General features: G+C 60.3%; 23 protein-coding genes and 1 other RNA gene. 18 read left to right on the forward strand and 6 right to left on the reverse strand.

Annotated features, from left to right (window positions below):
- The first annotated feature begins 59 nt into the window (after nt 1–59).
- The gene (gene zapE / locus TK06_RS26605) at nt 60–1,154 is read left to right on the forward strand and encodes a cell division protein ZapE (protein ID WP_063324472.1); all 1,095 of its coding nucleotides are present in this window, start codon (nt 60–62) and stop codon (nt 1,152–1,154) included.
- Nucleotides 1,155–1,266: 112 nt separating this feature from the next.
- On the opposite strand, the gene TK06_RS26610 is transcribed toward zapE, so the two are convergent.
- Nucleotides 1,267–2,163 carry a GlxA family transcriptional regulator gene (locus tag TK06_RS26610; RefSeq protein ID WP_203417450.1) on the reverse strand — a complete coding sequence of 299 codons (897 nt, stop codon included), beginning with the start codon at nt 2,161–2,163 and terminating at the stop codon, nt 1,267–1,269.
- 244 nt (nt 2,164–2,407) lie between these two features.
- Between TK06_RS26610 and TK06_RS26615 the strand changes: the two genes are divergently transcribed.
- Nucleotides 2,408–3,544: an acyl-CoA dehydrogenase family protein gene (locus TK06_RS26615; protein ID WP_063324474.1), complete on the forward strand. Its 1,137-nt coding sequence runs from the start codon at nt 2,408–2,410 to the stop codon at nt 3,542–3,544.
- Between the two features lie 131 nt (nt 3,545–3,675).
- Here the strand turns inward: TK06_RS26615 and TK06_RS26620 are convergent, their stop codons facing one another.
- Nucleotides 3,676–4,716, reverse strand: a complete 1,041-nt coding sequence (locus TK06_RS26620; protein ID WP_063324475.1) for an NADP(H)-dependent aldo-keto reductase — start codon at nt 4,714–4,716, stop codon at nt 3,676–3,678.
- A gap of 245 nt (nt 4,717–4,961) precedes the next feature.
- Between TK06_RS26620 and rplM the strand changes: the two genes are divergently transcribed.
- The 7 genes from rplM (at nt 4,962) to TK06_RS26655 (ending at nt 9,836) form a co-directional block, all read left to right on the forward strand.
- Nucleotides 4,962–5,390, forward strand: coding sequence for a 50S ribosomal protein L13 (rplM, locus tag TK06_RS26625; protein ID WP_003205365.1), 429 nt, complete (start codon nt 4,962–4,964; stop codon nt 5,388–5,390).
- 14 nt (nt 5,391–5,404) lie between these two features.
- Nucleotides 5,405–5,797, forward strand: coding sequence for a 30S ribosomal protein S9 (gene rpsI / locus TK06_RS26630; protein WP_003205364.1), 393 nt, complete (start codon nt 5,405–5,407; stop codon nt 5,795–5,797).
- Between the two features lie 256 nt (nt 5,798–6,053).
- On the forward strand, nt 6,054–6,647 hold the full coding sequence (petA, locus tag TK06_RS26635) for a ubiquinol-cytochrome c reductase iron-sulfur subunit (protein WP_060740746.1): 594 nt from the start codon (nt 6,054–6,056) through the stop codon (nt 6,645–6,647).
- Complete coding sequence (locus tag TK06_RS26640) at nt 6,647–7,858, forward strand: cytochrome b (RefSeq protein ID WP_063324476.1); 1,212 nt, start codon at nt 6,647–6,649, stop codon at nt 7,856–7,858. Before petA ends, TK06_RS26640 begins: the two co-directional genes overlap by 1 nt.
- The gene (locus tag TK06_RS26645; protein WP_063324477.1) at nt 7,858–8,640 is read left to right on the forward strand and encodes a cytochrome c1; all 783 of its coding nucleotides are present in this window, start codon (nt 7,858–7,860) and stop codon (nt 8,638–8,640) included. Before TK06_RS26640 ends, TK06_RS26645 begins: the two co-directional genes overlap by 1 nt.
- A 148-nt stretch (nt 8,641–8,788) precedes the next feature.
- Entirely contained in the window at nt 8,789–9,406 is a 618-nt protein-coding gene (locus TK06_RS26650; protein ID WP_003178195.1) for a glutathione S-transferase N-terminal domain-containing protein, read from the forward strand.
- Between the two features lie 16 nt (nt 9,407–9,422).
- Complete coding sequence (locus tag TK06_RS26655; protein WP_053124982.1) at nt 9,423–9,836, forward strand: ClpXP protease specificity-enhancing factor; 414 nt, start codon at nt 9,423–9,425, stop codon at nt 9,834–9,836.
- A gap of 589 nt (nt 9,837–10,425) precedes the next feature.
- Here the strand turns inward: TK06_RS26655 and TK06_RS26660 are convergent.
- The 4 genes from TK06_RS26660 to TK06_RS26675 all read right to left on the reverse strand — a co-directional run bounded on the left by TK06_RS26660 (nt 10,426) and on the right by TK06_RS26675 (nt 13,870).
- On the reverse strand, nt 10,426–11,004 hold the full coding sequence (locus tag TK06_RS26660; protein ID WP_003178201.1) for a BON domain-containing protein: 579 nt from the start codon (nt 11,002–11,004) through the stop codon (nt 10,426–10,428).
- Nucleotides 11,001–11,594 (reverse strand): phosphoheptose isomerase, encoded by a 594-nt coding sequence (locus tag TK06_RS26665; RefSeq protein ID WP_007928463.1) that lies wholly within the window; start codon nt 11,592–11,594, stop codon nt 11,001–11,003. Before TK06_RS26665 ends, TK06_RS26660 begins: the two co-directional genes overlap by 4 nt.
- A 102-nt stretch (nt 11,595–11,696) precedes the next feature.
- The gene (locus tag TK06_RS26670) at nt 11,697–12,059 is read right to left on the reverse strand and encodes a YraN family protein (RefSeq protein WP_063324478.1); all 363 of its coding nucleotides are present in this window, start codon (nt 12,057–12,059) and stop codon (nt 11,697–11,699) included.
- Entirely contained in the window at nt 12,059–13,870 is a 1,812-nt protein-coding gene (locus TK06_RS26675; RefSeq protein ID WP_063324479.1) for a penicillin-binding protein activator, read from the reverse strand. Before TK06_RS26675 ends, TK06_RS26670 begins: the two co-directional genes overlap by 1 nt.
- A gap of 308 nt (nt 13,871–14,178) precedes the next feature.
- Between TK06_RS26675 and rsmI the strand changes: the two genes are divergently transcribed.
- From rsmI to mraY, 9 genes are all read left to right on the forward strand, one after another.
- Complete coding sequence (gene rsmI / locus TK06_RS26680) at nt 14,179–15,084, forward strand: 16S rRNA (cytidine(1402)-2'-O)-methyltransferase (RefSeq protein WP_086936725.1); 906 nt, start codon at nt 14,179–14,181, stop codon at nt 15,082–15,084.
- A 74-nt stretch (nt 15,085–15,158) separates the two neighbouring features.
- Nucleotides 15,159–15,512: RNase P RNA component class A (rnpB, locus tag TK06_RS26685), an RNA gene on the forward strand.
- 308 nt (nt 15,513–15,820) lie between these two features.
- The gene (gene mraZ / locus TK06_RS26690) at nt 15,821–16,276 is read left to right on the forward strand and encodes a division/cell wall cluster transcriptional repressor MraZ (RefSeq protein WP_003205355.1); all 456 of its coding nucleotides are present in this window, start codon (nt 15,821–15,823) and stop codon (nt 16,274–16,276) included.
- Nucleotides 16,273–17,220: a 16S rRNA (cytosine(1402)-N(4))-methyltransferase RsmH gene (gene rsmH, locus TK06_RS26695; RefSeq protein WP_003205354.1), complete on the forward strand. Its 948-nt coding sequence runs from the start codon at nt 16,273–16,275 to the stop codon at nt 17,218–17,220. The genes mraZ and rsmH overlap by 4 nt, the downstream gene beginning before the upstream one ends.
- Nucleotides 17,217–17,510, forward strand: coding sequence for a cell division protein FtsL (gene ftsL / locus TK06_RS26700; protein ID WP_063324481.1), 294 nt, complete (start codon nt 17,217–17,219; stop codon nt 17,508–17,510). Before rsmH ends, ftsL begins: the two co-directional genes overlap by 4 nt.
- Complete coding sequence (locus tag TK06_RS26705; protein WP_162893922.1) at nt 17,510–19,249, forward strand: peptidoglycan D,D-transpeptidase FtsI family protein; 1,740 nt, start codon at nt 17,510–17,512, stop codon at nt 19,247–19,249. The genes ftsL and TK06_RS26705 overlap by 1 nt, the downstream gene beginning before the upstream one ends.
- A complete protein-coding gene (locus tag TK06_RS26710; RefSeq protein WP_063324482.1) occupies nt 19,249–20,712 on the forward strand; it encodes a UDP-N-acetylmuramoyl-L-alanyl-D-glutamate--2,6-diaminopimelate ligase in 1,464 nt (487 codons plus the stop codon). The genes TK06_RS26705 and TK06_RS26710 overlap by 1 nt, the downstream gene beginning before the upstream one ends.
- A complete protein-coding gene (locus TK06_RS26715) occupies nt 20,705–22,072 on the forward strand; it encodes a UDP-N-acetylmuramoyl-tripeptide--D-alanyl-D-alanine ligase (protein WP_063324483.1) in 1,368 nt (455 codons plus the stop codon). The genes TK06_RS26710 and TK06_RS26715 overlap by 8 nt, the downstream gene beginning before the upstream one ends.
- Entirely contained in the window at nt 22,072–23,154 is a 1,083-nt protein-coding gene (gene mraY, locus TK06_RS26720; RefSeq protein WP_063324484.1) for a phospho-N-acetylmuramoyl-pentapeptide-transferase, read from the forward strand. Before TK06_RS26715 ends, mraY begins: the two co-directional genes overlap by 1 nt.
- Nucleotides 23,155–23,158: the final 4 nt, after the last annotated feature.

Raw genomic sequence — 23,158 nt, forward strand, 5'->3', positions numbered from 1 at the left:
GCCATTCCTCTGGGCCGTCGCTACAGTGACGGCCCGTTTTTGTTGCCTTGCTAACGAATATGACGCCCCTAGAACGATATCAAGCTGATCTGAAACGCCCGGAGTTCTTCCACGACGCAGCCCAGGAAACGGCGGTGCGGCATTTGCAGCGCCTGTACGACGACCTGGTCGCGGCCTCGAACAACAAGCCGGGTCTGTTGGGCAAACTGTTCGGCAAAAAAGACCAGGCACCGGTCAAGGGCCTGTATTTCTGGGGCGGCGTGGGCCGTGGCAAGACCTACCTGGTGGACACCTTCTTCGAAGCGCTGCCGTTCAAGGAAAAGACACGCACGCACTTCCACCGCTTCATGAAGCGCGTGCACGAGGAAATGAAGACCCTGGGCGGCGAGAAGAACCCGCTGACCATCATCGCCAAGCGGTTTTCCGACGAGACCCGGGTGATCTGCTTCGATGAATTCTTCGTTTCCGACATCACCGACGCCATGATCCTCGGCACCTTGATGGAAGAGCTGTTCAAGAACGGCGTGACCCTGGTCGCCACCTCGAACATCGTGCCGGACGGCCTGTACAAGGACGGCCTGCAGCGGGCGCGCTTCCTGCCGGCCATCGCGCTGATCAAGGAACACACTGAAATCGTCAACGTCGACAGCGGCGTCGACTACCGCCTGCGTCACCTCGAACAAGCGGAGCTGTTCCACTTTCCGCTGGATGCCGCTGCCCAAGAGAGCCTGCGCAAGAGCTTCCGCGCCCTGACGCCGGAATGCACCCAGGCCGTGGAAAATGATGTATTGGTCATCGAAAATCGCGAAATCCGCGCCGTGCGTACGTGCGATGACGTGGCCTGGTTCGACTTCCGCGAACTGTGTGACGGGCCCCGCAGCCAGAACGATTACATCGAACTGGGCAAGATCTTCCACGCCGTGCTGCTGAGCAATGTCGAGCAGATGAGCGTCACCACCGACGACATCGCCCGCCGTTTCATCAACATGGTCGACGAGTTCTACGACCGTAACGTGAAGCTGATCATTTCGGCCGAAGTCGAACTCAAGGACCTCTACACCGGCGGTCGCTTGACCTTCGAATTCCAGCGGACCCTGAGTCGCCTGCTGGAAATGCAGTCCCACGAATTCCTGGCGCGGGCGCATAAGCCGTAGGGCGATTCGCAAAGCAAAAAAAAGGCCTGCGATCGCAGGCCTTTTTTTGTACGCTCGAAATCAGTCATTCACTGCAAAACCCTGTGGGAGCGGGCTTGCATTCAGCTCAGGTTCATGCCGCCTGCTGAAACTGCTGCCGATACTGGTTCGGCGACAGGTCGGTATGTTGCCGGAACAGCCGGGCGAAAAAGCTCGCGTCGTCATAGCCAACTTCATAGCTGATGGTCTTGATGCTCTTGCGGCTACCGGAGAGCAGGCCCTTGGCGGTTTCGATCCGCAGCCGTTGCAGGTAATGCAGCGGTTTGTCGCCCGTGGCGGTCTGGAAGCGGCGCATGAAATTGCGGATGCTCATGCCATGTTCCCGGGCAACATCCTCGAAGCGGAATTTATCGGCGAAGTGCTCTTCGAGCCATTGCTGGATCTGGAGGATGATCACGTCCTGGTGCAGTTTCTGCCCGCCGAAGCCGATCCGTCCTGGCGAATAGCTGCGTTGCACCTCATACAAGATGTCCCGCGCTACGGCCTGGGCGACGTTGGCGCCACAGAAGCGTTCAATGAGGTAAATGTAGAGGTCGCAGGCTGAGGTCGTGCCGCCGGCGCAGAACAGGTTGTCGGCGTCGGTCAGGTGCTTGTCCTGGTTCAGGTGTACCTGGGGGAAGCGTTCCTTGAAGGCATTGAAGAAACGCCAGTAGGTGGTGGCTTCCTTGCCGTCGAGCAGCCCGGCCTCCGCCAGCCAGAACACCCCGGTGGCTTCGCCGCAGAGTACCGCGCCGCGCGCGTGTTGTTCTCGCAGCCAAGGCAGGACCTGGGGATAACGTTGGCAGAGGGTGGCGAAATCATCCCAGAAGGCCGGCAGGATGATGACATCAGTGTTATCCAGGCCACCGTCCACCGGCATGATTACATCGCTGAAGCTGTTCACCGGTTTGCCATCGGGGCTGACCAGTCGGGTTTCAAAAGCCGGCGTCAGGCCGTGGCCCAGTTGTTTGCCATAGCGCAGGCTGGCCAGGTGGAAAAAATCCTTGGCTTGCATGAGGGTCGAGGCGAAGACCCGGTCGATTGCCAGGATGCTGACGCGCCGCAAGGGCGTGGAGGCGTGCATAGACATAATTCATCTTTATTTTTATAGGGGAAAGTGGTCACCAGACGGCTGGATCGTCTTATTTTTTGTCGGATGTGTCCAGTGTCCTGTCGTACCCCGCAGGCTTAGGCTCTGTCGGATAACCACGCCCAACAAAAACCAAAGGTGCGCCATGATCCCCAGAACACTGTTCAGTCCCGAACACGAATTGTTTCGCGACAGCGTACGAACCTTCCTCGAAAAAGAAGCCGTGCCGTACCACAGCCAGTGGGAAAAACAGGGACATGTCGATCGCCAGCTCTGGAACAAGGCAGGGGAGGCGGGCATGTTGTGCTCGCACCTTCCAGAAGCCTATGGGGGGCTGGACGCCGATTTTCTCTACAGCACGGTGGTGATCGAGGAAATCGGCCGCCTGGGGCTGACGGGGATCGGGTTCTCGCTGCATTCCGACATCGTCGCGCCGTACATTCTGCATTACGGCAGTGAGGCGCTGAAACACAAGTACCTGCCGAAACTGGTGTCCGGCGAAATGGTCACGGCCATCGCCATGACCGAGCCGGGCGCCGGTTCCGACCTGCAAGGGGTGAAGACCACGGCGGTGCTGGACGGCGACGAATACGTCATCAACGGCTCGAAGACGTTCATCACCAATGGTTTCCTGGCGGACCTGGTGATCGTGGTCGCCAAGACCGATCCGAAGGCCGGCGCCAAGGGCACCAGCCTGTTCCTGGTGGAGGCGGGCACGCTGGGTTTTGAAAAGGGCAAACGCCTGGAAAAAGTCGGCATGAAGGCCCAGGACACGTCGGAATTGTTCTTCCAGGATGTCCGCGTGCCGAAGGAGAACCTGCTGGGGCAGGCCGGCATGGGCTTCGCCTACTTGATGCAGGAGCTACCCCAGGAGCGCCTGACCGTCGCCATCGGCGGCCTGGCATCGGCTGAAGCGGCGCTGCAATGGACTCTGGACTACACCCGCGAGCGCAAGGCATTTGGCAAATCCATCGCGGACTTCCAGAACACCCGTTTCAAGCTCGCGGAAATGGCCACCGAAATCCAGATCGGCCGGGTCTTCGTCGACCGCTGCCTGGAATTGCACCTGCAAGGCAAGCTGGACGTGCCGACGGCGGCGATGGCCAAGTACTGGGGCACCGACCTGCAATGCAAGGTGCTCGACGAGTGCGTGCAGTTGCATGGCGGCTACGGCTTCATGTGGGAATACCCGATTGCCCGGGCGTGGGCGGATGCGCGGGTGCAGCGGATCTATGCCGGGACCAATGAGATCATGAAGGAGATCATTGCGCGGTCGCTTTGATGCGGTGGTGAACTTGGGGCCTCTATCGCGAGCAAGTTCGCACACAGGCGATTTGTGTCTGATCACTGTGTTGTAACCAGCACAGAACCCTTGTGGGAGCGAGCTTGCTCGCGATGGGGCCTATGAATCGATCAAGGGGCCGGGTTCGGCTGATCCTTGTGAATCGCCTCGATCCCCGCCAGCACTTCGTCCGACAGCTTCAGGTCGAAGCTGGCAATGTTGCTGTCCAGTTGCTCCAGCGTGGTGGCGCCAATGATGTTGCTGGTCACGAACGGCTGCCGGGTGACGAACGCCAGGGCCATCTGCGCCGGGTCCAGGCCATGTTCGCGGGCCAGGGCCACATAACGGCTGCACGCCGCTTCCGATTGCGGGTTGAAGTAACGCATGAAGCGGCTGTACAGCGTCAGGCGGCCCTTGGCTGGCCGTGCGCCGTTTTCGTATTTGCCCGACAGAAAGCCGAACGCCAGTGGCGAATAAGCCAGCAAGCCGCATTGCTCGCGAATGGCGATTTCCGACAGGCCGATCTCGAAGCTGCGGTTGAGCAGGTTGTACGGGTTCTGGATCGACACCGCTCGCGGCCAGCCACGGGCCTCGGCCAGGGCAAGGAACTTCATGGTGCCCCACGGCGTTTCGTTGGACAGGCCGATATGGCGGATCTTGCCGGCGCGAACCTGTTCGTCCAGGGCTTCGAGGGTTTCCTCCAGCGGGGTGAACGTTTCGTCGGCCTTGTGCTGGTAGCCCAGTTGACCGAAGAAGTTGGTGCTGCGCTCGGGCCAGTGCAACTGATAGAGGTCGATGTAGTCGGTTTGCAGGCGCTTGAGGCTGGCGTCCACGGCTTCGACGATGTGGCGGCGGTTGTGCTTGAGGTTCTTGTCGCGGATGTAGTCGATAGTGTTGCCGGGGCCGGCGATCTTGCTCGCCAGGATCCAGTCGGCACGATCGCCGCGACTCTTGAAGTAATTGCCGATGTAGCGCTCGGTGGTGGCGTAGGTTTCGGCCTTGGGCGGCACCGGGTACATCTCGGCGGTGTCGATGAAATTGATGCCGGCACCCTTGGCGCGTTCGATCTGGGCGAAGGCCTCGGCCTCGCTGTTCTGCTCACCCCAGGTCATGGTTCCGAGGCACAGGGCACTTACGTTCAGATCGGTACGGCCTAGCGGGCGATAGTCCATCGGGAACTCCTTGGGCAAAACAATCATAAAAGCAGGTTGAAATATTTTTCGCAATCTGCATAATTGCGCACCTCTTTCTGCAGTGGAAGTGATGCGCCGCCGCCGAAGAATCTTGCCGTTGAACGGACGCGCCGACCCGAGCCCCCGAAAGCGTCTGTATCCGGCTGCCTTTGACTTGTCAAAGTACGCACTATTCAGTAAGATCCGCCGTCTAATTTACAGGGCGGCCCCTGAGGCTATAAAGAATGAAAACTTTTACTGCTAAACCGGAAACAGTAAAGCGCGACTGGTTTGTCGTCGACGCTGCTGGTCAGACCCTGGGTCGTCTGGCCACCGAAATCGCGAGCCGTCTGCGTGGCAAGCACAAGCCTGAGTACACCCCTCACGTTGACACCGGTGACTACATCGTCGTGATCAACGCTGAGCAAGTACGTGTTACTGGCGCTAAAACCACTGACAAAATGTACTACTCCCACTCCGGTTTTCCTGGCGGCATCAAGTCGATCAACTTTGAAAAGCTGATCGCCAAAGCCCCTGAGCGCGTGATCGAGACCGCGGTTAAAGGCATGCTGCCTAAAAACCCACTGGGTCGCGACATGTATCGTAAGCTGAAGGTTTATGCGGGCGCTGCTCACCCTCATACTGCTCAGCAGCCCCAAGAACTGAAGTTTTAACGGAATAGTTCATTATGTCGGCGACTCAAAATTACGGCACTGGCCGTCGCAAGACTGCAACCGCACGCGTTTTCCTGCGTCCGGGCACTGGTAATATCTCCATCAACAACCGCTCCCTGGATAACTTCTTCGGCCGCGAAACTGCCCGCATGGTAGTTCGTCAGCCGCTGGAACTGACCGAGACCGTCGAAAAATTCGACATCTACGTCACCGTTATCGGTGGTGGTGTAAGTGGTCAAGCTGGCGCAATCCGCCACGGCATCACTCGCGCCCTGATGGATTACGACGAGACTCTGCGTGGTGCTCTGCGCAAAGCCGGCTTCGTAACTCGCGATGCTCGCGAAGTTGAACGTAAGAAAGTCGGTCTGCGTAAAGCGCGTAAGCGTCCGCAGTACTCGAAGCGTTAATTTCGCTTCCGCTTTCAAAAGGCGCCCAGTTCCTCACGGAGCTGGGCGTTTTTTTATGGGCAAAAGAATTGCTCTGTGACAACTTGCCACATTCGTAGAGCCCCTATACTACAAGGCTTGGCGGTTTGGCCGCTTGGTAATTACCTTGTCAGAATTGGGGCTTTTCATTACCATTCGGCAAAATTTTTATAAGTTCAGATTTTTACTTAGTAGACGCCTGATCTAACAGGCCACAAAGCTGATGGGAGAGGACTGAATGAGCAATGACGGCGTGAATGCAGGCCGGCGTCGCTTCCTGGTAGCAGCCACATCCGTGGTGGGTGCTGCAGGAGCGGTGGGGGCTGCGGTCCCGTTCGTGGGGTCATGGTTTCCCAGTGCCAAGGCGAAAGCCGCAGGTGCACCGGTGAAAGTGAATGTCAGCAAGATCGAGCCAGGCCAGCAGATGATTGCTGAGTGGCGCGGCCAGCCGGTGTTCATCGTCCGCCGTACAGAGGAAATCCTGGGGAATCTGAAAAAGATCGAGGGTCAGTTGTCCGACCCGTCCTCCAAGAACTCTACGCAACCGACCTATGTCGACCCGCAGACGCGTTCGATCAAGCCAGAGGTCCTGCTGCTGATCGGGATCTGTACGCACCTGGGTTGCTCGCCAACGTTCCGCCCTGAAGTGGCGCCTGCCGACTTGGGCAAGGACTGGGTCGGTGGTTATTTCTGCCCTTGCCACGGCTCCCACTACGACCTGGCCGGTCGCGTCTACAAGTCGCAGCCTGCACCTCTGAACCTGCCAGTTCCCCCGCATTCCTATGAGACCGATGACATCATTGTCGTTGGCGTCGATACGGAGAAAGCGTGATGAGCAAATTCATGGATTGGGTTGATGCGCGCTTTCCCGCGACCAAAATGTGGGAAGACCATCTCAGCAAGTACTACGCTCCGAAGAACTTCAACTTCTTCTACTTCTTTGGCTCCCTGGCGCTGCTCGTTCTGGTCAACCAGATCGTCACCGGTGTCTGGCTGACCATGAGCTACACCCCGTCGGCGGAAGAAGCGTTTGCCTCCGTCGAATACATCATGCGCGACGTCGAGTACGGCTCGATCCTGCGTCTGCTGCACTCCACCGGCGCTTCGGCGTTCTTCATCGTGGTCTACCTGCACATGTTCCGTGGCCTGCTCTACGGTTCGTACCAGAAGCCTCGCGAGCTGGTGTGGGTCTTCGGCATGCTGATCTACCTGGCGCTGATGGCCGAGGCCTTCATGGGCTACCTGCTGCCGTGGGGCCAGATGTCCTACTGGGGTGCCCAGGTGATCATCTCGCTGTTCGGTGCGATCCCGGTCATCGGTGACGACCTGACCCAGTGGATTCGCGGTGACTACCTGATCTCGGGCATTACCCTGAACCGCTTCTTCGCCCTGCACGTGGTCGCCCTGCCGATCGTGATCCTTGGCCTGGTGGTTCTGCACATCCTGGCCTTGCACGAAGTCGGCTCGAACAACCCCGATGGCGTGGACATCAAGAAGCACAAGGACGAGAACGGTGTACCGCTGGATGGCATCGCCTTCCACCCGTACTACACCGTGAAAGATATCGTCGGCGTGGTGGTCTTCCTGTTCATCTTCTGCTCCATCGTGTTCTTCTTCCCGGAAATGGGTGGTTACTTCCTCGAGAAGCCGAACTTCGAGCAGGCGAACGCGTTCAAGACCCCTGAGCATATTGCCCCGGTCTGGTACTTCACGCCGTTCTACGCGATTTTGCGGGCGATCCCGGACAAGCTGATGGGCGTTATCGCCATGGGCGCGGCCATCGCAGTGCTGTTCGTCCTGCCGTGGCTGGACCGCAGCCCTGTCAAATCGATGCGCTACAAAGGCTGGCTGAGCAAGATCTGGCTGGTGGTGTTCTGCATCTCGTTCGTGATCCTGGGTGTGTTGGGTGTGCTGGCGCCAACGCCGGGTCGGACGCTGCTGTCGCAGGTCTGCACCTTCCTGTACTTCGCCTACTTCATTCTGATGCCGTTCTACACAAGGCTCGAGAAGACCAAACCGGTTCCGGAAAGGGTGACTGGCTGATGAAAAAGCTATTTGCTGTACTGATTCTTGCTGCCATGCCTGTATTGTCCTTCGCGGCTGAACACGGTGGTCCAGAGCTGGAAAAGGTCGACATCGACGTTTCCGACAAAGCTGCCATGCAGGACGGCGCACGTACGTTCGCCAACTACTGCATGGGTTGCCACAGTGCCAAGTTCCAGCGCTACGAGCGTGTTGCCGATGACCTGGGCATTCCTCATGAAGTGATGCTCGAGAAACTGGTGTTCACCGGTGCCAAGCTGGGCGATCACATGACCATCGGCATGCAGCCTGCGGATGCCAAGACCTGGTTCGGTGCCGCGCCGCCGGACCTGACCCTTGTCGCCCGTGTGCGTGGGACTGACTGGCTTTATGGTTACCTGCGTTCGTTCTACGAAGATCCTGCGCGTCCATGGGGCGTGAACAACAAGGTCTTCCCGAACGTCGGCATGCCTAACGTACTGGTCGGCCTCCAGGGGCGCCAGGTGGTAGGCTGCAAACAGGTTCAGATCGTTGAGGGCGGCAAAAAGCAATTCGACCCGCTGACCGGCACCGCTTTGACTCATGAAGCCTGCGACCAGCTGACTGTATTGCCGAATACCGGCAGCCTGACGCCGGAGCAGTTCGACGAGAAGGTCAAGAACCTGGTGACCTTCCTGGCCTACTCGGCCAATCCGGTGAAGCTGGAGCATCAGCGCATCGGTACCTATGTATTGCTGTACCTGGCGTTCTTCTTCGTATTCGCGTACCTGCTCAAGCGTGAATACTGGAAAGACGTGCATTGATAAAGCTGTAAGCCGTTGCTGTTAATCGTGCGCGCCCAAGGGCGTCTCTAATGTAACGAGCCTGGCCAGCCAGGTGTTACGGGAGACGCCCTCTGGGCGCGCTCGTTTTTCCGTTTTTCGATAATTTCAACAAGCGAGGAGGATCGCCATGGGCGTGACCAATCGGTTGGCCTGTTACTCCGACCCCGCCGACCACTATTCCCACCGGGTACGCATCGTACTGGCAGAGAAGGGTGTCAGCGCCGAGATCATTTACGTCGAAGCGGGCCGTCAGCCGCCGAAGCTGATCGAGGTGAACCCTTACGGCAGCCTGCCTACGCTGGTCGATCGTGACCTGGCATTGTGGGAGTCGACCGTGGTGATGGAATATCTGGATGAGCGTTATCCGCATCCGCCTTTGCTGCCGGTGTACCCTGTTGCACGTGCCAATAGCCGTTTGCTGATCCATCGCATCCAGCGTGACTGGTGCGGGTTGGTGGATCTGATCCTGGATTCCCGGACCAAGGAGCCGGCGCGGGTCGTGGCACGCAAGGAATTGCGTGAAAGCCTGACGGGCGTATCGCCGCTATTCGTCGATAAGCCGTTTTTCCTCAGTGAGGAACAAAGTCTGGTGGATTGCTGCCTATTGCCCATACTCTGGCGTTTGCCGATTCTGGGTATCGAACTGCCGCGGCCTGCCAAGCCGCTGCTTGATTATATGGAGCGCCAATTCGCGCGTGAGGCTTTCCAGGCGAGTCTGTCTGGTGTCGAACGTGACATGCGCTAAGGCTTAGGGAGCCGCTATGAACTCCAGTCGACCTTATCTGGTCCGCGCGCTCTACGAGTGGATTGTGGACAATGATTGCACCCCGCACATGTTGGTCAATGCCGAATTTCCGTCGGTGCAGGTGCCGCAGGGTTTTGCCAATGATGGGCAGATTGTCCTGAACGTGTCGCCAGCCGCTGTGCGTCACCTGCACATGGATAATGACGCCGTCAGCTTTGAAGGGCGCTTCGGTGGTGTGCCGCACACCCTGTACGTGCCAGTTGCTGCGATTCTGGGGATTTATGCCCGGGAGAATGGCCAGGGCATGGTGTTTGAGCTGGAAGCGCCGTTGGACGGTGAAGAAGAGTTCGAGCCGGATGATGACCTGCCACCACCGGATGACGAGCCGCCGCGTCCTAGCGGTAGGCCTAGTCTTAAGGTGGTGAAGTAGCGGAGCGGGTGATCTGTTCGCTGTTCGCTGAGGAAAATGCCTGTGTCGTGAGATGTGGGCATTTTTTTTGGCTGCATTTATTGGTGGATTGGTGTGAATATCCGTTGCTGCGGTAACGGCTACTTATGGTTCCGCTCTTACAGGGGCTCACTTTTGAAAAGCGCAAAAGTAAGCAAAACGCTTTATGCGGTATGCCCCACCACTCGGTGCCTCGCTAGGGCTCGGCATGCCCGAACGCAGGCATTGCGCAGTGGGCAACCCGGCATGGATGCCGGGTTAGCCGCGCTGAGCCATGGATGGCCCTTCGCGGCGGCCCACGGAGCAATGCCGGAGTGAGGGCACACCGAGCCTAAGCGAGGTGCCGAGTGGTGGGGCAGGAGCGCTTTGCTTACTTTCGCGCTTTTCGAAAGTGACCCGCCGTCAGGGCGGAACCCTAAGTGGCCGTTACCGCAGCAACGGATATACACCCAAAACCCGAAAAACCCGCCCATAAAAAAACGGCGCCTTCCCACCCTGGAAGAAGCGCCGTTTTTTAAGTGATCAACATGGCCAACAAGCTGCGTCTCACAAAGCCCGCAACCGCCCCCTCTTAATCGATATATTCAAACAACTTGACGATCTTCTGCACCCCGGACACACCCTGCACCAGGTTGGTCGCCTGGGCGGCCTCTTTCTTGGTCAGCAAACCCAGCAGATAAACGATGCCATTCTCGGTCACAACCTTGATGCGTGAGCCAGGAATGCTGGCATCGGTGAGCATCTGGGTCTTGATCTTGGTGGTCAGCCACGCATCGTTCTGGCGAGCCAGCAGCGAGGAAGGCTGCAAGACCTGCAATTCGTTATGCACGGTCTTGACCCGCTGTACAGCGCTCGCTTCCTGCTCGGCCTTGGCCTTGAGGTCTGCGCGTGGGGTCTGGCCCGCCAGCAACACGACACCGTTGAAGCTGGTGACGACGATGTGCGAGTTGTTGTCCAGGTCCGGGTCGGCCTTGGCGATGTTCACTCCCACTTTGGTTTCGATCAGGGAGTCGTCGATCTTGCTGCCGAAGGTGCGGGTGCCACGGTCATCTTCAATCGGCTTTTCCCGGCTGGCGTTAACCACCGATGTGCAGCCGCTGATGCCGAGGCACAGGGTCAGGGCCAGAAGGCCTAGGCGATTAGGGGTCATTCTTCACTCCCGAACAGTTGGCTGTCGATCAAGTCGCAAAGGCAGTGGATCGCCAGCAGGTGGACTTCCTGGATACGTGCGGTGACATTGGCCGGTACGCGGATCTCGACGTCTTCTGGCAATAGCAGGGACGCCATGCCTCCGCCGTCACGACCCGTCAATGCTACGACAATCATTTCGCGATCATGTGCGGCCTGGATCGCTTGAATAATATTGGCCGAGTTGCCGCTGGTGGAAATCGCCAGCAGTACATCGCCGGGTTGGCCCAGGGCGCGGATCTGTTTGGAGAATACCTCGTTGTAGCTGTAGTCGTTGGCGATCGAGGTGATCGTCGAGCTGTCGGTGGTCAGGGCGATCGCTGGCAGGCTCGGGCGCTCGCGTTCGAAGCGGTTGAGCAGTTCCGAAGAGAAGTGCTGGGCGTCGCCGGCCGAGCCGCCATTGCCGCACGAAAGCATCTTGCCCTCGTTGAGCAGGGCGTTGACCATCACTTGGCTGGCTTGCTCGATGTGCGGTGCAAGTACGTCCATCGCCTGTTGTTTGGTGTCGATACTGGCCTGAAAAAGCTGGCGAATTCGCGATTGCATGTCCATCTGTGTGACCTTAAGTAGCGCGGCTTATCGGCACAAACATGTGCGGCGCGCAAAGCAAAGAGCAAAAAAGTTAGGTGAAGGTGTCCGGCTCGGCATGGGCGCTCAACTGTCGAAGGCGTTCTGCAGCCAGTTCAACTGGGCGGCGTTGCTGTCGATGGCAACCACGTCGAAGCGGCAGGGATGATCGGCCCAGCGAGGCTCGCTTTGCAGAAAATACTGTGCGGCCAAAACCAGCTTCTGGCGCTTGCGCTCGTCAATGCTGTCGAGCGCGCCACCCCATTGAGTATTTTTTCTGTAGCGGACTTCGACGAATACTACTGTATCGCCGTCAAGCATGACCAGATCAAGCTCGCCGCGTTTGCACAACCAGTTCTGCGCCACCAGCCGCAGGCCGTGTTGCTGGAGATGCGCGAGGGCTTGGCCCTCGGCATCCCGTCCGCTTTGCTGGCGTGATCGGTCGGGCATCAGCGCTGGGTATCCGGCAGGCGCTGCACCTGGCCGTTGAGGAACTCGGCCCAAGGCAGTTGACGCTGTACGCGCTGGGTGGCAGACACGGCCAGGCTGCCCGACAGGCCTTCGATGCGGCTGTCCGGCAGCGTCTTGAGCTGGCCCAGGCGCGGTGCCAGGCGATAGGCGTCTACACCCATCGCGTACAACCGGCCCAGGCTGCCGCCTGCCTGGGGCCACTGGGCGGTGACCTGCTTGCGCAGCGGGTCATTGGCGTCGAGCAGCCACGGGGTTTCGCAGAAGCGGATGCCGCTCATGTCGTTGTACTGGTTCTGGTCGCCGCTGGCGCTGAACACTGAAGAAGTGGCGTAGACCGGCACATCACCTGCGTACTGGAAGTTCAGGGTGGGCTTGATCTGCTGGGCCTGTTGCGGCGTCGAGGCCAGGAAGATGAACTCGATGTCCTGGCGACGGGACGGCTGGGCTGCGACCGTGGTGCCAACGGTGCTTTGCAGGCTCTTGGCGCGACCTTCGCTCTGGCGCAGCTGGAACATGTCGGCGATCTGCTGGGCCAGTTGGACCGGCTGGTCGACCCGTTCGATTGCGATGATGGTGCCGCCATTGGCCTGCCAGTCCTGGCTGAAGGCTTTCAGGACGCGATCGCCCCATTCACCCTTCGGTACCATGGCGGCGGCACGATGCAGGCCGTCGGCGCGGGCGCGACGGGAGACTTCGCGGGCTTCATCCTCGGGTGCCAGGCCGAACTGGAACAGTTGCGGCGGCCCTTGTTCACCTTCGCTGTAGTTCAGCGCCAGGGTGGTGATCGGCAGTTGCGGGCGGGTGCTGATCTGCTTGACCAGTGGTTTTTCCAGCGGTCCGACTACCAGTTGCACGCCGTCGGCCTGGGCCTTGCGATAGAACTCGTCCATGGAGGTCAGGCTGGAGCTGTCGTAGAACTGGATGCTTGGCGGCTTCTGGCCGGCCTGTTGGGCCTGGTAGTGCGCGGCCATGAAGCCCTCACGCAAGGCCTTGGCAACCGCAGCCAGCGGGCCATTTTGTGGCAGCAGCAGGGCAATCTTGCTCAGCGGCTGGCTCGCCAGTTCCTTGAGCTTGACCAGTGGTATCGGCAGTTGCAGGGCGGCGGGGTGCTTCGGGTTCTGTTCGCGCCAGTGGTCGATCGCCGCCTGCTGTTGTTCCAGGGTGCCGGCGGTCTTGACGGCCTGGGCCAGGCTCAGCCAGCCGCCAAGGTCGTCGTTGGAGCTTGGCTGCAACTGGTCGGTGGGCAGCGAGGCGATCAACGACCAGATGGATTCGTGGTTTTTTGCCGCAGCGTCGTTTTCCAGCAGGGGCGCGATGAAAATGCGCTCCTTGGCGGCGGCCAGGGTCTGGCCATCGGCCTCCAGGGCGCGGGCGCGGACGGTACCGGTACGGACCTGCTGCTCCACCGGCATTTCACTCAGGTGTTGCAGGCTTGGGTGGCCCAGGGCGGTCAGTGCCGCCTTGGGCTGGTTGCGGGTCATCGCCAGTTCAGCCGACAGCGTGCTGGCGAAAATCTGCTGGCCGGGCTTGAGTTGTTCCATCGGCACTTGTTGCAGGATCTGTGCGGACTGGCCGGCATTGCCCTGGCGGTAGGCCAGGTCGGCAGCGCTCAGGCGCAGCAGGGCGGCTTTTTCCGGATTTTTGCTTTGGGTGGCCTGTTCGAGCAACTGCTCGATACTGGCATCCGGGGTGCGTGGAAGTTCGCCAAGGCTGGACGAGGGCGAGCTGGCGCAGGCCGCCAGGAGGGCAGCGAGGCAGAGGGCGGAGAGCAGCCGCAGGCAAGCGATCATGTAAGTGTTCCTGATACGAGATCAAATTAGCGTCGAATTGTACCCAAGCGCTGGCCGGGGCGCGATGTTAGTGGTGTGAATCGATCAATTTAGGTATTGCAAAGAGTGCGGCACAGCACAAAGGCACTGCCCTCCGTGGCGAGGGAGCTTGCTCCCGCTGGGCTGCGCAGCAGCCCCAAACCCATTCAACACGGTATATCCGGGGGGGACGGCTGGCAGATTTTACGGCTGCTGCGCAGCCGAGCGGGAGCAAGCTCCCTCGCCACAATGGCTGATGTGAACAGCCGAGACGGCCTGCACACGCTACAATGGCGGTTTTTACCGATCATGAGGTATGTGTCTTGACTGCTCCAGGTGCTTTGAATTCCGCTGCCGGCGCGCTTTATGTGGTGGCGACGCCCATCGGCAACCTGGACGATATCAGTGCCCGTGCGCTGAGAATCCTGCAAGAGGTTGCCCTTATCGCAGCCGAAGACACCCGTCATTCCCAGCGCCTGCTGCAGCATTTCGGCATTTCCACGCCGTTGGCGGCCTGTCATGAACACAATGAGCGGGATGAGGGCAGTCGTTTCATTACCCGGCTGTTGGCGGGCGATAACGTCGCGCTGATTTCCGATGCCGGTACGCCGCTGATTTCCGACCCCGGCTATCATCTGGTGCGTCAGGCTCGGGCGGCGGGCATCAGCGTGGTGCCGGTGCCGGGCGCTTGTGCATTGATCGCGGCGCTGTCGGCGGCGGGCCTGCCGTCGGACCGTTTCATCTTCGAAGGTTTCCTGCCGGCCAAGGCGGTGGGGCGTCGGGCGCGCCTGGAGGCTATAAAGGAAGAACCGCGCACGCTGATCTTTTATGAGGCGCCGCACCGCATTCTGGAATGCCTGCAAGACATGGAACTGGTGTTCGGCGCCGAGCGCCCGGCACTGCTGGCTCGCGAGTTGACCAAGACCTTCGAAACCCTCAAGGGGTTGCCGTTGGCGCAGCTGCGAGCCTTCGTCGAAAGCGACAGCAACCAGCAGCGCGGCGAGTGTGTCGTGCTGGTGGCCGGGTGGACAGCCCCGGAAAGTGAAGACGCTGTCAGCAGCGAAGCGATGCGCGTCCTGAACCTGCTACTCGAGGAAATGCCGCTCAAGCGTGCCGCGGCCCTTGCGGCGCAAATCACTGGCGAGCGCAAGAATGTGCTGTACCAGGTCGCACTGGAAAAACAGAAAGGCCAGTGAAACCAAGGCGTGGGTCTGGCCCAAGGCTTTTAGCGCTTGTTCTTCAAGCGCTCTACCGTTAACCTTCGCGGCGGAGAGTCGATCGGACAGTCGCTGCCCTCTATGAGAATTAGGGGGGGGAGGAAAGTCCGGGCTCCATAGGGCGAAGTGCCAGGTAATGCCTGGGAGGCGTGAGCCTACGGAAAGTGCCACAGAAAATAACCGCCTAAGCGCTTCGGCGCCGGTAAGGGTGAAAAGGTGCGGTAAGAGCGCACCGCACGGCTGGCAACAGTTCGTGGCTAGGTAAACCCCACTTGGAGCAAGACCAAATAGGGTCCCAAGGCGTGGCCCGCGCTGGGACCGGGTAGGTTGCTAAAGATGTCCAGTGATGGCCATCGTAGACGAATGACTGTTCAAGACAGAACCCGGCTTACAGATCGACTCTCCACCTTTTCCCTTCCTGCTGGAATCACTGGCAGACGCAGTTCCTAATACCAAAAAAATCTTACTCTTAACAAATCACTTTAACTTGTGCGCGCAGCCTCCTGTGCTTCCTCGGGTTGAGGTGAAATTTCCTACGTCAGATTCTTGTTACCCCTCCTGAAACGCTCCTAAATCTCCGATCTATAAGGCTTTTCCTTCAATCCGCGCCTTGACGGTGCGGTGGGCGCATTCCTATAGTGTGCGCAAGTGGCGGAAAGTGGCATGAAGTGGGTTTTTTTGAAGGTAAAACGCCAAAAAGTGGAGAAACGCAGACGTGTTTCGCGGAGCTAACGCTATCAGTCTCGATGCAAAAGGCCGTCTCGCCATGCCGAGCCGGTATCGTGACGAGCTCGTTTCGCGAAGTTCGGGGCAGTTAATCGTCACGATCGATGCCGTTGACCCATGTTTGTGTGTTTACCCTCTTGATGAGTGGGAAATCATCGAAACCAAACTGCGCGCACTGCCCTCGTTGCGTGAAGAAAACCGCCGTTTGCAACGTTTGCTGATCGGCAATGCCGTCGACCTTGAACTCGATGGCAGCGGTCGTTTCCTGGTTCCGCCGCGCCTGCGCGAATACGCCAAGCTGGACAAGCGCGCGATGCTGGTAGGCCAACTGAACAAGTTCCAGCTGTGGGACGAAGATGCCTGGAATGCGGTTTCTGCCGCCGACCTCGCTGCTATTCAACAACCGGGCGCCATGCCTGATGAACTGCGTGATTTGATCCTGTGACTATTGATAGCGGCTTTAACCACATCACCGTACTGCTTGACGAAGCCGTCGAGGCTCTCGCCGTACGTCCTGATGGCTGCTATCTGGACGGCACATTCGGGCGTGGCGGACACAGCCGGTTGATTCTCAGCAAGCTCGGTCCGGGTGGCCGGTTGCTGGGGTTCGACAAGGATCCTCAAGCGATTGCCACCGGGCAAGCGCTGGCGGCCGAAGACGGCCGCTTTGTCATTGTGCAACGCAGTTTTGCCGAGCTGGCTTCGGAAGTCGCCGAGCGTGGCCTGGCCGGCAAGGTCAGTGGCGTGCTGCTCGACCTGGGCGTGTCTTCGCCCCAACTGGACGACCCGGAGCGCGGTTTCAGTTTCCTCAATGACGGCCCGCTGGACATGCGCATGGATCCGTCCCGTGGCATCAGTGCCGCCGAATTCGTCAATACCGCCCCGGTGGAAGAAATCGCCCGTGTCTTCAAGGAATACGGCGAAGAGCGTTTCTCCGGCCGCATGGCCCGCGCCGTGGTCGAACGCCGCGACATCAAGCCATTCGAGCGCACCGGCGACCTGGCCGAGGTGCTGAAAGTGGCCAATCCGGCCTGGGAAAAGGGCAAGAACCCGGCGACCCGGGCTTTCCAAGGCTTGCGCATCCACGTCAATAACGAGTTGGGCGATCTGGAAGTCGGTCTCGAAGCGGCGCTTGAAGCGCTGGAGATCGGCGGTCGGTTGGTGGTGATCAGCTTCCATTCCTTGGAAGACCGCATCGTCAAGTTGTTCATGCGCAAACTCACCAAGGGTGAAGCCGATAACCTGCCGCGCAACCTGCCGGTGCGTTTCGAAGCCTTCGTGCCAAAAATCAAGATCCATGGCAAAGCGCAGTTCGCCTCCGAGGCTGAACTCAAGGCCAACCCACGTGCCCGTAGCGCCGTCATGCGCGTCGCGGAGAAGTTGCGGTGAGCAAGCTCTTCGCCAGGCCTCTGCCCGGCGGCAGCTTTTTCATGCTGCTGCTGTTTATCGGCGTGCTCGTGTCGGCCATCGCCGTGTCCTATAGTGCGCACTGGAATCGGCAGCTTCTCAATTCCCTTTACAACGAGCTGAGCGTGCGTGACAAGGCGCAGGCCGAGTGGGGCCGGTTGATCCTGGAGCAGAGCACTTGGACTGCCCATAGCCGTATCGAAGTGTTGGCCACCGAACAGCTGAAAATGCGCATTCCCGGCGCCGCCGAAGTGCAGATGGTGGCGCCATGATGAAACTCGAAGGGGCGCTGTTCCCGTGGCGGTTTCGTCTGGTCCTGGGCTTGCTCGGGATCATGGTGGCGGCGATTTCGTGGCGCATCATCGACCTGCAAGTCGTCGACCGTGATTTCCTCAAGGGGCAGGGCGATGCGCGCAGTGTGCGGCATATTCCGATCCCGGCTCACCGTGGCTTGATCACCGACCGCAATGGCGAACCCCTGGCCGTGAGCACCCCGGTGACCACCTTGTGGGCCAACGCCAAGGAAATGCAGCTGGCCAAGGAAAAATGGCCGGCACTGGCCGCTGCCCTCGGGCAGGATCCCAAGGCCCTGGCCGAGCGCCTCGAAGCCCAGGCCAACAAGGAATTCATTTATCTGGTGCGCGGCTTGACCCCCGAACAGGGCCAGAGCGTGCTCGATCTGAAAGTACCTGGTGTCTACGGCATCGAAGAGTTCCGGCGTTTCTATCCGGCCGGTGAAGTCACGGCCCATATGGTCGGGTTTACCGACATTGATGACCGAGGGCGCGAAGGTGTCGAGCTGGCCTATGACGAATGGCTCGCCGGGGTCGCCGGCAAGCGCCAAGTCATCAAGGATCGGCGCGGCAGGCTGATCAAGGATGTCCAAGTCACCAAAAACGCCAAGGCCGGCAAGCCCTTGGCGTTGTCCATTGACCTGCGCCTGCAATACCTGGCCAACCGTGAACTGCGCAATGCCATCGTCGAGAACGGTGCCAAGGCCGGCAGCCTGGTGATCATGGACGTGAAGACCGGCGAGATCCTGGCGATGGTCAACCAGCCGACCTACAACCCGAACAACCGTCGCAACCTGCAACCGGCGATGATGCGCAACCGCGCGATGATCGACGTGTTCGAGCCCGGTTCGACCATGAAAGCCGTGTCCATGGCCGCCGCCCTGGAAACCGGGCGCTGGAAACCAAGCGACACCGTCGAGGTGTACCCGGGCACCCTGCAGATCGGCAAGTACACCATTCGTGACGTGTCCAAGACCGAAGGCCCGGTGCTCGACCTGACCGGCATCCTGATCAATTCCAGTAACGTGGGCATGAGCAAGATCGCCTTCGATATCGGCGGCGAGACGATTTATCGCCTGGCCCAGAAAATCGGCCTCGGCCAGGACACCGGCCTGGGCTTCCCGGGCGAGCGTGTCGGCAACCTGCCGAACTACCGGGACTGGCGCAAGGCTGAAACCGCTACGTTGTCCTATGGCTACGGTGTTTCCGTGACCGCGATCCAACTGGTCCACGCGTTCTCCGCGTTGGCGAACAACGGGCGTATCGCCCCGCTGACCCTGATCAAGACCGACAAGGCGCCGCAGACCACCCAGGTGATCCCGGAGAACGTCGCCAAGACCATGCAGGGCATGCTGCAACAGGTGATCGAGGCCCCGCGCGGAGTCTATCGCGCCCAGGTGCCGGCCTATCACGTGGCAGGTAAATCGGGTACCGCCCGTAAAACCTCCGTGGGCACTAAAGGCTACGCCGAGAATTCCTACCGTTCGCTGTTTGCCGGCTTCGGCCCGATGAGCGACCCGCGCTACGCCATCGTTGTGGTCATCGATGAGCCGAGCAAGGCGGGCTACTTCGGTGGCCTGGTCTCGGCACCGGTGTTCAGCAAAGTGATGTCCGGCACCCTGCGCCTGATGAACATTACCCCGGATAACCTGCCGCCGACCCAGCAAGCCAATACCGCACCGGTCGTGCCCTTGAAAGCCGAAGGAGGGCGTGGCTGATGTCCCTGAGCCTGAACAAGATTTTCGCCCACGCCGGTCACGATCTGCTGATTCGCGAACTGGCCCTGGACAGCCGCAATGTCCGCGCCGGGGACTTGTTCCTGGCGGTGCCGGGTGCCCGTTTCGATGGCCGTGCCCACATCGCCGATGCCTTGAAGCGTGGCGCGGCTGCCGTGGCGTATGAAGTGGCCGGGGCGACCGTGCTGCCGATCACCGACGTTCCGCTGATTCCGGTCAAGGGCCTGGCGGCCCAGTTGTCGGACATCGCTGGGCGTTTCTATGGCGACCCGAGCCGTCACCTGAACCTGGTGGGCGTGACCGGTACCAACGGCAAGACCAGCGTGACCCAACTGGTGGCCCAGGCCCTGGACCTGCTCGGCCAGCATTGCGGCATCGTCGGGACCCTGGGCAACGGCTTCCATGGCGCGCTGGAAAGCGGCCTGCACACCACGCCGAACCCGATTGCCGTGCAAGCGACCCTGGCGGACCTGAAGAAGGCCGGTGCCAAGGCCGTTGCGATGGAAGTTTCTTCCCACGGTCTGGACCAGGGCCGTGTAACCGCGCTGGCGTTCGATGTCGCGGTGTTGACCAACCTGTCCCGGGATCACCTGGATTATCACGGCACCATGCAGGCCTATGGCGAAGCCAAGGCCAAGCTGTTTGCCTGGAATGACCTGAAGTGCCGGGTCATCAACCTCGATGACGAATTCGGTCGGCAACTGGCTGCCGAAAAGCGCGAGTCGCGATTGATTACCTACAGCCTGGAAGATGCCAGTGCCTACCTTTATGTACGCCAGGCGCAATTCAATGACGAAGGCGTGCGCGCCACGCTGGTCACGCCCCAGGGCGAGCACCACTTGCGCAGCACTTTGCTTGGCCGCTTCAACCTGAGCAACGTATTGGCGGCCATCGGCGCCTTGCTCGGCCTGGACTACGCGCTGGACGAAGTTCTCAAGGTCTTGCCGAAGCTCGAGGGCCCGGCCGGTCGCATGCAGCGTTTGGGCGGTGGGACTCAACCATTGGTTGTGGTCGATTACGCCCATACGCCTGACGCGTTGGAAAAAGTTCTCACGGCCCTGCGTCCTCACGCCAAGGGCAGGTTGCTGTGCCTGTTCGGCTGCGGTGGCGATCGTGACCGCGGCAAACGCCCACTGATGGCTGAAGTCGTGGAGCGGTTGGCAGACGGCGTGCTGGTCACCGACGACAACCCTCGTACCGAAGATCCGCAGCGGATTTTCGACGACATCCGCGCCGGTTTTACGGCTGTGGATAACGTCACCTTCGTCGCCGGCCGCGGTCAGGCCATTGCCCAGTTGATCGCCAGCGCCTCGGCGGACGATGTCATCGTCCTGGCCGGCAAGGGCCATGAGGATTATCAGGAAATCAACGGCGAACGCCATGCGTTCTCCGACCTGGTGGAAGCCGATCATGCCCTGACCGCGTGGGAGGTGGCCCATGCTTAAGGCCCTGAAGCTCAGCGAACTGACCAACGCCCTGAACGGGCGCCTCATCGCGGCGGACGCCAGCTTCGACGGCGTCAGCATCGACAGCCGGGCCATTGCTCCGGGGCAGCTGTTCGTCGCCCTGGCCGGCCCGCGTTTCGACGGCCACGATTACTTGAACGAAGTCGCCGCCAAAGGGGCGGTCGCGGCACTGGTAGAACGGGAAGTGACCAACACTACGCTGCCGCAGTTGCTGGTCGCTGACACCCGTCAGGCCCTGGGCCAACTGGGCGCGTTGAACCGCGCCGGGTTTGACAAGCCGGTGGCGGCCATCACCGGCTCCAGCGGCAAGACCACCGTCAAGGAAATGCTCGCCAGCATCCTGCGCACCCGCGGCCCGGTGCTGGCGACCCGTGGCAACCTGAACAACGACCTCGGCGTGCCGCTGACCCTGCTGGAGCTGGCGCCGGAACACAGCGCCGCTGTCATCGAGCTGGGGGCTTCGCGGCTCGGCGAGATTGCCTACACCGTGGCCATGACCAAGCCTCATGTGGCGGTGCTCAACAACGCCGGGACTGCTCACGTCGGCGAGTTCGGCGGCCCGGAAAAAATCGTCGAGGCCAAGGGCGAGATCATCGAAGGGCTGGATGCCGATGGCGTCGCTGTGCTGAATCTCGACGACAAGGCCTTCGAAATCTGGAAGACCCGGGCGGGCGAGCGCAAGGTGCTGACTTTTGCCCTGAGCAACCTCGCCGCGAATTTCTACGCCAGCGACCTGGACCGCGATGCCCGCGGTTGCCCGGCCTTCAACCTGCACAGCCCGGATGGCGCCGAGCGGGTGCAATTGAACCTGCTTGGCACGCATAACGTGGCCAACGCCCTGGCCGCGGCGGCTGCCGCCCATGCGCTGGGCGTGTCGCTGCCGGGCATTGTCGCCGGGCTGAACGCCGTGCAGCCGGTCAAGGGGCGCTCTGTTGCGCAACTGGCCAGTAATGGCATGCGCGTGATCGACGACACCTATAACGCCAACCCGTCGTCCATGTGCGCAGCCGTGGATATCCTCGCCGGTTTCTCCGGCCGTACCGTGTTGGTGCTGGGGGATATCGGTGAGCTGGGCGAATGGGCGCAACAGGGGCATCACGATGTCGGTGCCTATGCGCGCGGCAAGGTCGACGCGCTGTATGCGGTCGGTCCGATGATGGCCCATGCGGTCGCCGCGTTTGGCGAGCACGCACGGCATTTCACCACTCAGGCCGAGTTGATCCAGGCCCTGGGCGCCGAGCAGGATCCGAACACCACCTTATTGATCAAGGGCTCACGCAGCGCAGCGATGGAAAACATCGTCGCGGCGCTGTGCGGCGCCTCCACGGAGAAACATTAATGCTGCTGCTGCTAGCGGAGTACCTGCAACAGTTCCACAAAGGCTTCGCGGTCTTCCAGTACCTGACCCTGCGCGGGATCCTGGGTGTGCTGACCGCGCTGTCGTTGTCGCTGTTCCTGGGCCCGTGGATGATCCGCACCCTGCAGAACCTGCAAATCGGCCAGTCGGTCCGTAACGATGGCCCGCAATCGCACCTGTCCAAATCCGGCACCCCGACCATGGGCGGCGCGCTGATCCTGTCGTCCATCGGCATCAGCACCCTGCTCTGGGCCGACCTGGCGAACCGGTATGTCTGGGTCGTGCTGTTGGTGACCTTGTTCTTCGGGGCCATCGGCTGGGTTGACGACTACCGCAAGGTCATCGAGAAGAACTCCCGTGGGCTGCCAAGCCGCTGGAAGTATTTCTGGCAGTCGGTGTTCGGCCTCGGCGCGGCGATCTTCCTTTATATGACCGCTGCTTCGCCGGTGGAGACCACCCTGATCCTGCCGATGCTCAAGGACTACAGCATTCCGCTGGGCGCAGGTTTCATCGTGCTGACCTACTTGGTGATCGTCGGTTCGAGCAACGCGGTCAACCTCACCGACGGCCTCGATGGCCTGGCGATCATGCCTACGGTCATGGTCGGCGGCGCCCTGGGGATCTTCTGCTACCTGTCGGGTAACGTGAAATTCGCTGAATACCTGCTGATCCCTTATGTACCGGGGGCGGGTGAACTGATCGTGTTCTGCGGCGCGCTGATCGGTGCCGGCCTGGGCTTCCTGTGGTTCAACACCTACCCGGCACAAGTCTTCATGGGCGACGTCGGCGCGCTGGCGCTGGGCGCGGCCCTGGGCACCATCGCGGTCATCGTTCGCCAGGAAATCGTCCTGTTCATCATGGGCGGTGTGTTCGTGATGGAGACCCTGTCAGTCGTCATTCAGGTTGCTTCCTTTAAATTGACCGGCCGCCGCGTATTCCGCATGGCGCCGATCCACCACCACTTTGAACTCAAGGGCTGGCCCGAGCCGCGTGTGATCGTCCGTTTCTGGATCATCACCGTGATTCTGGTACTGGTCGGCCTTGCCACCCTGAAGCTGAGGTAGAACG

The organism is Pseudomonas fluorescens (assembly GCF_001623525.1).
GTDB classification, from domain to species: domain Bacteria; phylum Pseudomonadota; class Gammaproteobacteria; order Pseudomonadales; family Pseudomonadaceae; genus Aquipseudomonas; species Aquipseudomonas fluorescens_Q.

Excerpts from the sequence above, each read along its gene's own strand:
- zapE (WP_063324472.1), top strand. The coding sequence starts at position 60 with ATGACGCCCCTAGAACGATATCAAGCTGATCTGAAACGCCCGGAGTTC.
- TK06_RS26615 (WP_063324474.1), top strand. The coding sequence starts at position 2,408 with ATGATCCCCAGAACACTGTTCAGTCCCGAACACGAATTGTTTCGCGAC.
- TK06_RS26620 (WP_063324475.1), bottom strand. The coding sequence starts at position 4,716 with ATGGACTATCGCCCGCTAGGCCGTACCGATCTGAACGTAAGTGCCCTG.
- rplM (WP_003205365.1), top strand. The coding sequence starts at position 4,962 with ATGAAAACTTTTACTGCTAAACCGGAAACAGTAAAGCGCGACTGGTTT.
- rpsI (WP_003205364.1), top strand. The coding sequence starts at position 5,405 with ATGTCGGCGACTCAAAATTACGGCACTGGCCGTCGCAAGACTGCAACC.
- petA (WP_060740746.1), top strand. The coding sequence starts at position 6,054 with ATGAGCAATGACGGCGTGAATGCAGGCCGGCGTCGCTTCCTGGTAGCA.
- TK06_RS26640 (WP_063324476.1), top strand. The coding sequence starts at position 6,647 with ATGAGCAAATTCATGGATTGGGTTGATGCGCGCTTTCCCGCGACCAAA.
- TK06_RS26645 (WP_063324477.1), top strand. The coding sequence starts at position 7,858 with ATGAAAAAGCTATTTGCTGTACTGATTCTTGCTGCCATGCCTGTATTG.
- TK06_RS26650 (WP_003178195.1), top strand. The coding sequence starts at position 8,789 with ATGGGCGTGACCAATCGGTTGGCCTGTTACTCCGACCCCGCCGACCAC.
- TK06_RS26655 (WP_053124982.1), top strand. The coding sequence starts at position 9,423 with ATGAACTCCAGTCGACCTTATCTGGTCCGCGCGCTCTACGAGTGGATT.
- TK06_RS26660 (WP_003178201.1), bottom strand. The coding sequence starts at position 11,004 with ATGACCCCTAATCGCCTAGGCCTTCTGGCCCTGACCCTGTGCCTCGGC.
- TK06_RS26665 (WP_007928463.1), bottom strand. The coding sequence starts at position 11,594 with ATGGACATGCAATCGCGAATTCGCCAGCTTTTTCAGGCCAGTATCGAC.
- TK06_RS26670 (WP_063324478.1), bottom strand. The coding sequence starts at position 12,059 with ATGCCCGACCGATCACGCCAGCAAAGCGGACGGGATGCCGAGGGCCAA.
- TK06_RS26675 (WP_063324479.1), bottom strand. The coding sequence starts at position 13,870 with ATGATCGCTTGCCTGCGGCTGCTCTCCGCCCTCTGCCTCGCTGCCCTC.
- rsmI (WP_086936725.1), top strand. The coding sequence starts at position 14,179 with ATGGCGGTTTTTACCGATCATGAGGTATGTGTCTTGACTGCTCCAGGT.
- TK06_RS26705 (WP_162893922.1), top strand. The coding sequence starts at position 17,510 with ATGAAACTCGAAGGGGCGCTGTTCCCGTGGCGGTTTCGTCTGGTCCTG.
- TK06_RS26710 (WP_063324482.1), top strand. The coding sequence starts at position 19,249 with ATGTCCCTGAGCCTGAACAAGATTTTCGCCCACGCCGGTCACGATCTG.
- TK06_RS26715 (WP_063324483.1), top strand. The coding sequence starts at position 20,705 with ATGCTTAAGGCCCTGAAGCTCAGCGAACTGACCAACGCCCTGAACGGG.
- mraY (WP_063324484.1), top strand. The coding sequence starts at position 22,072 with ATGCTGCTGCTGCTAGCGGAGTACCTGCAACAGTTCCACAAAGGCTTC.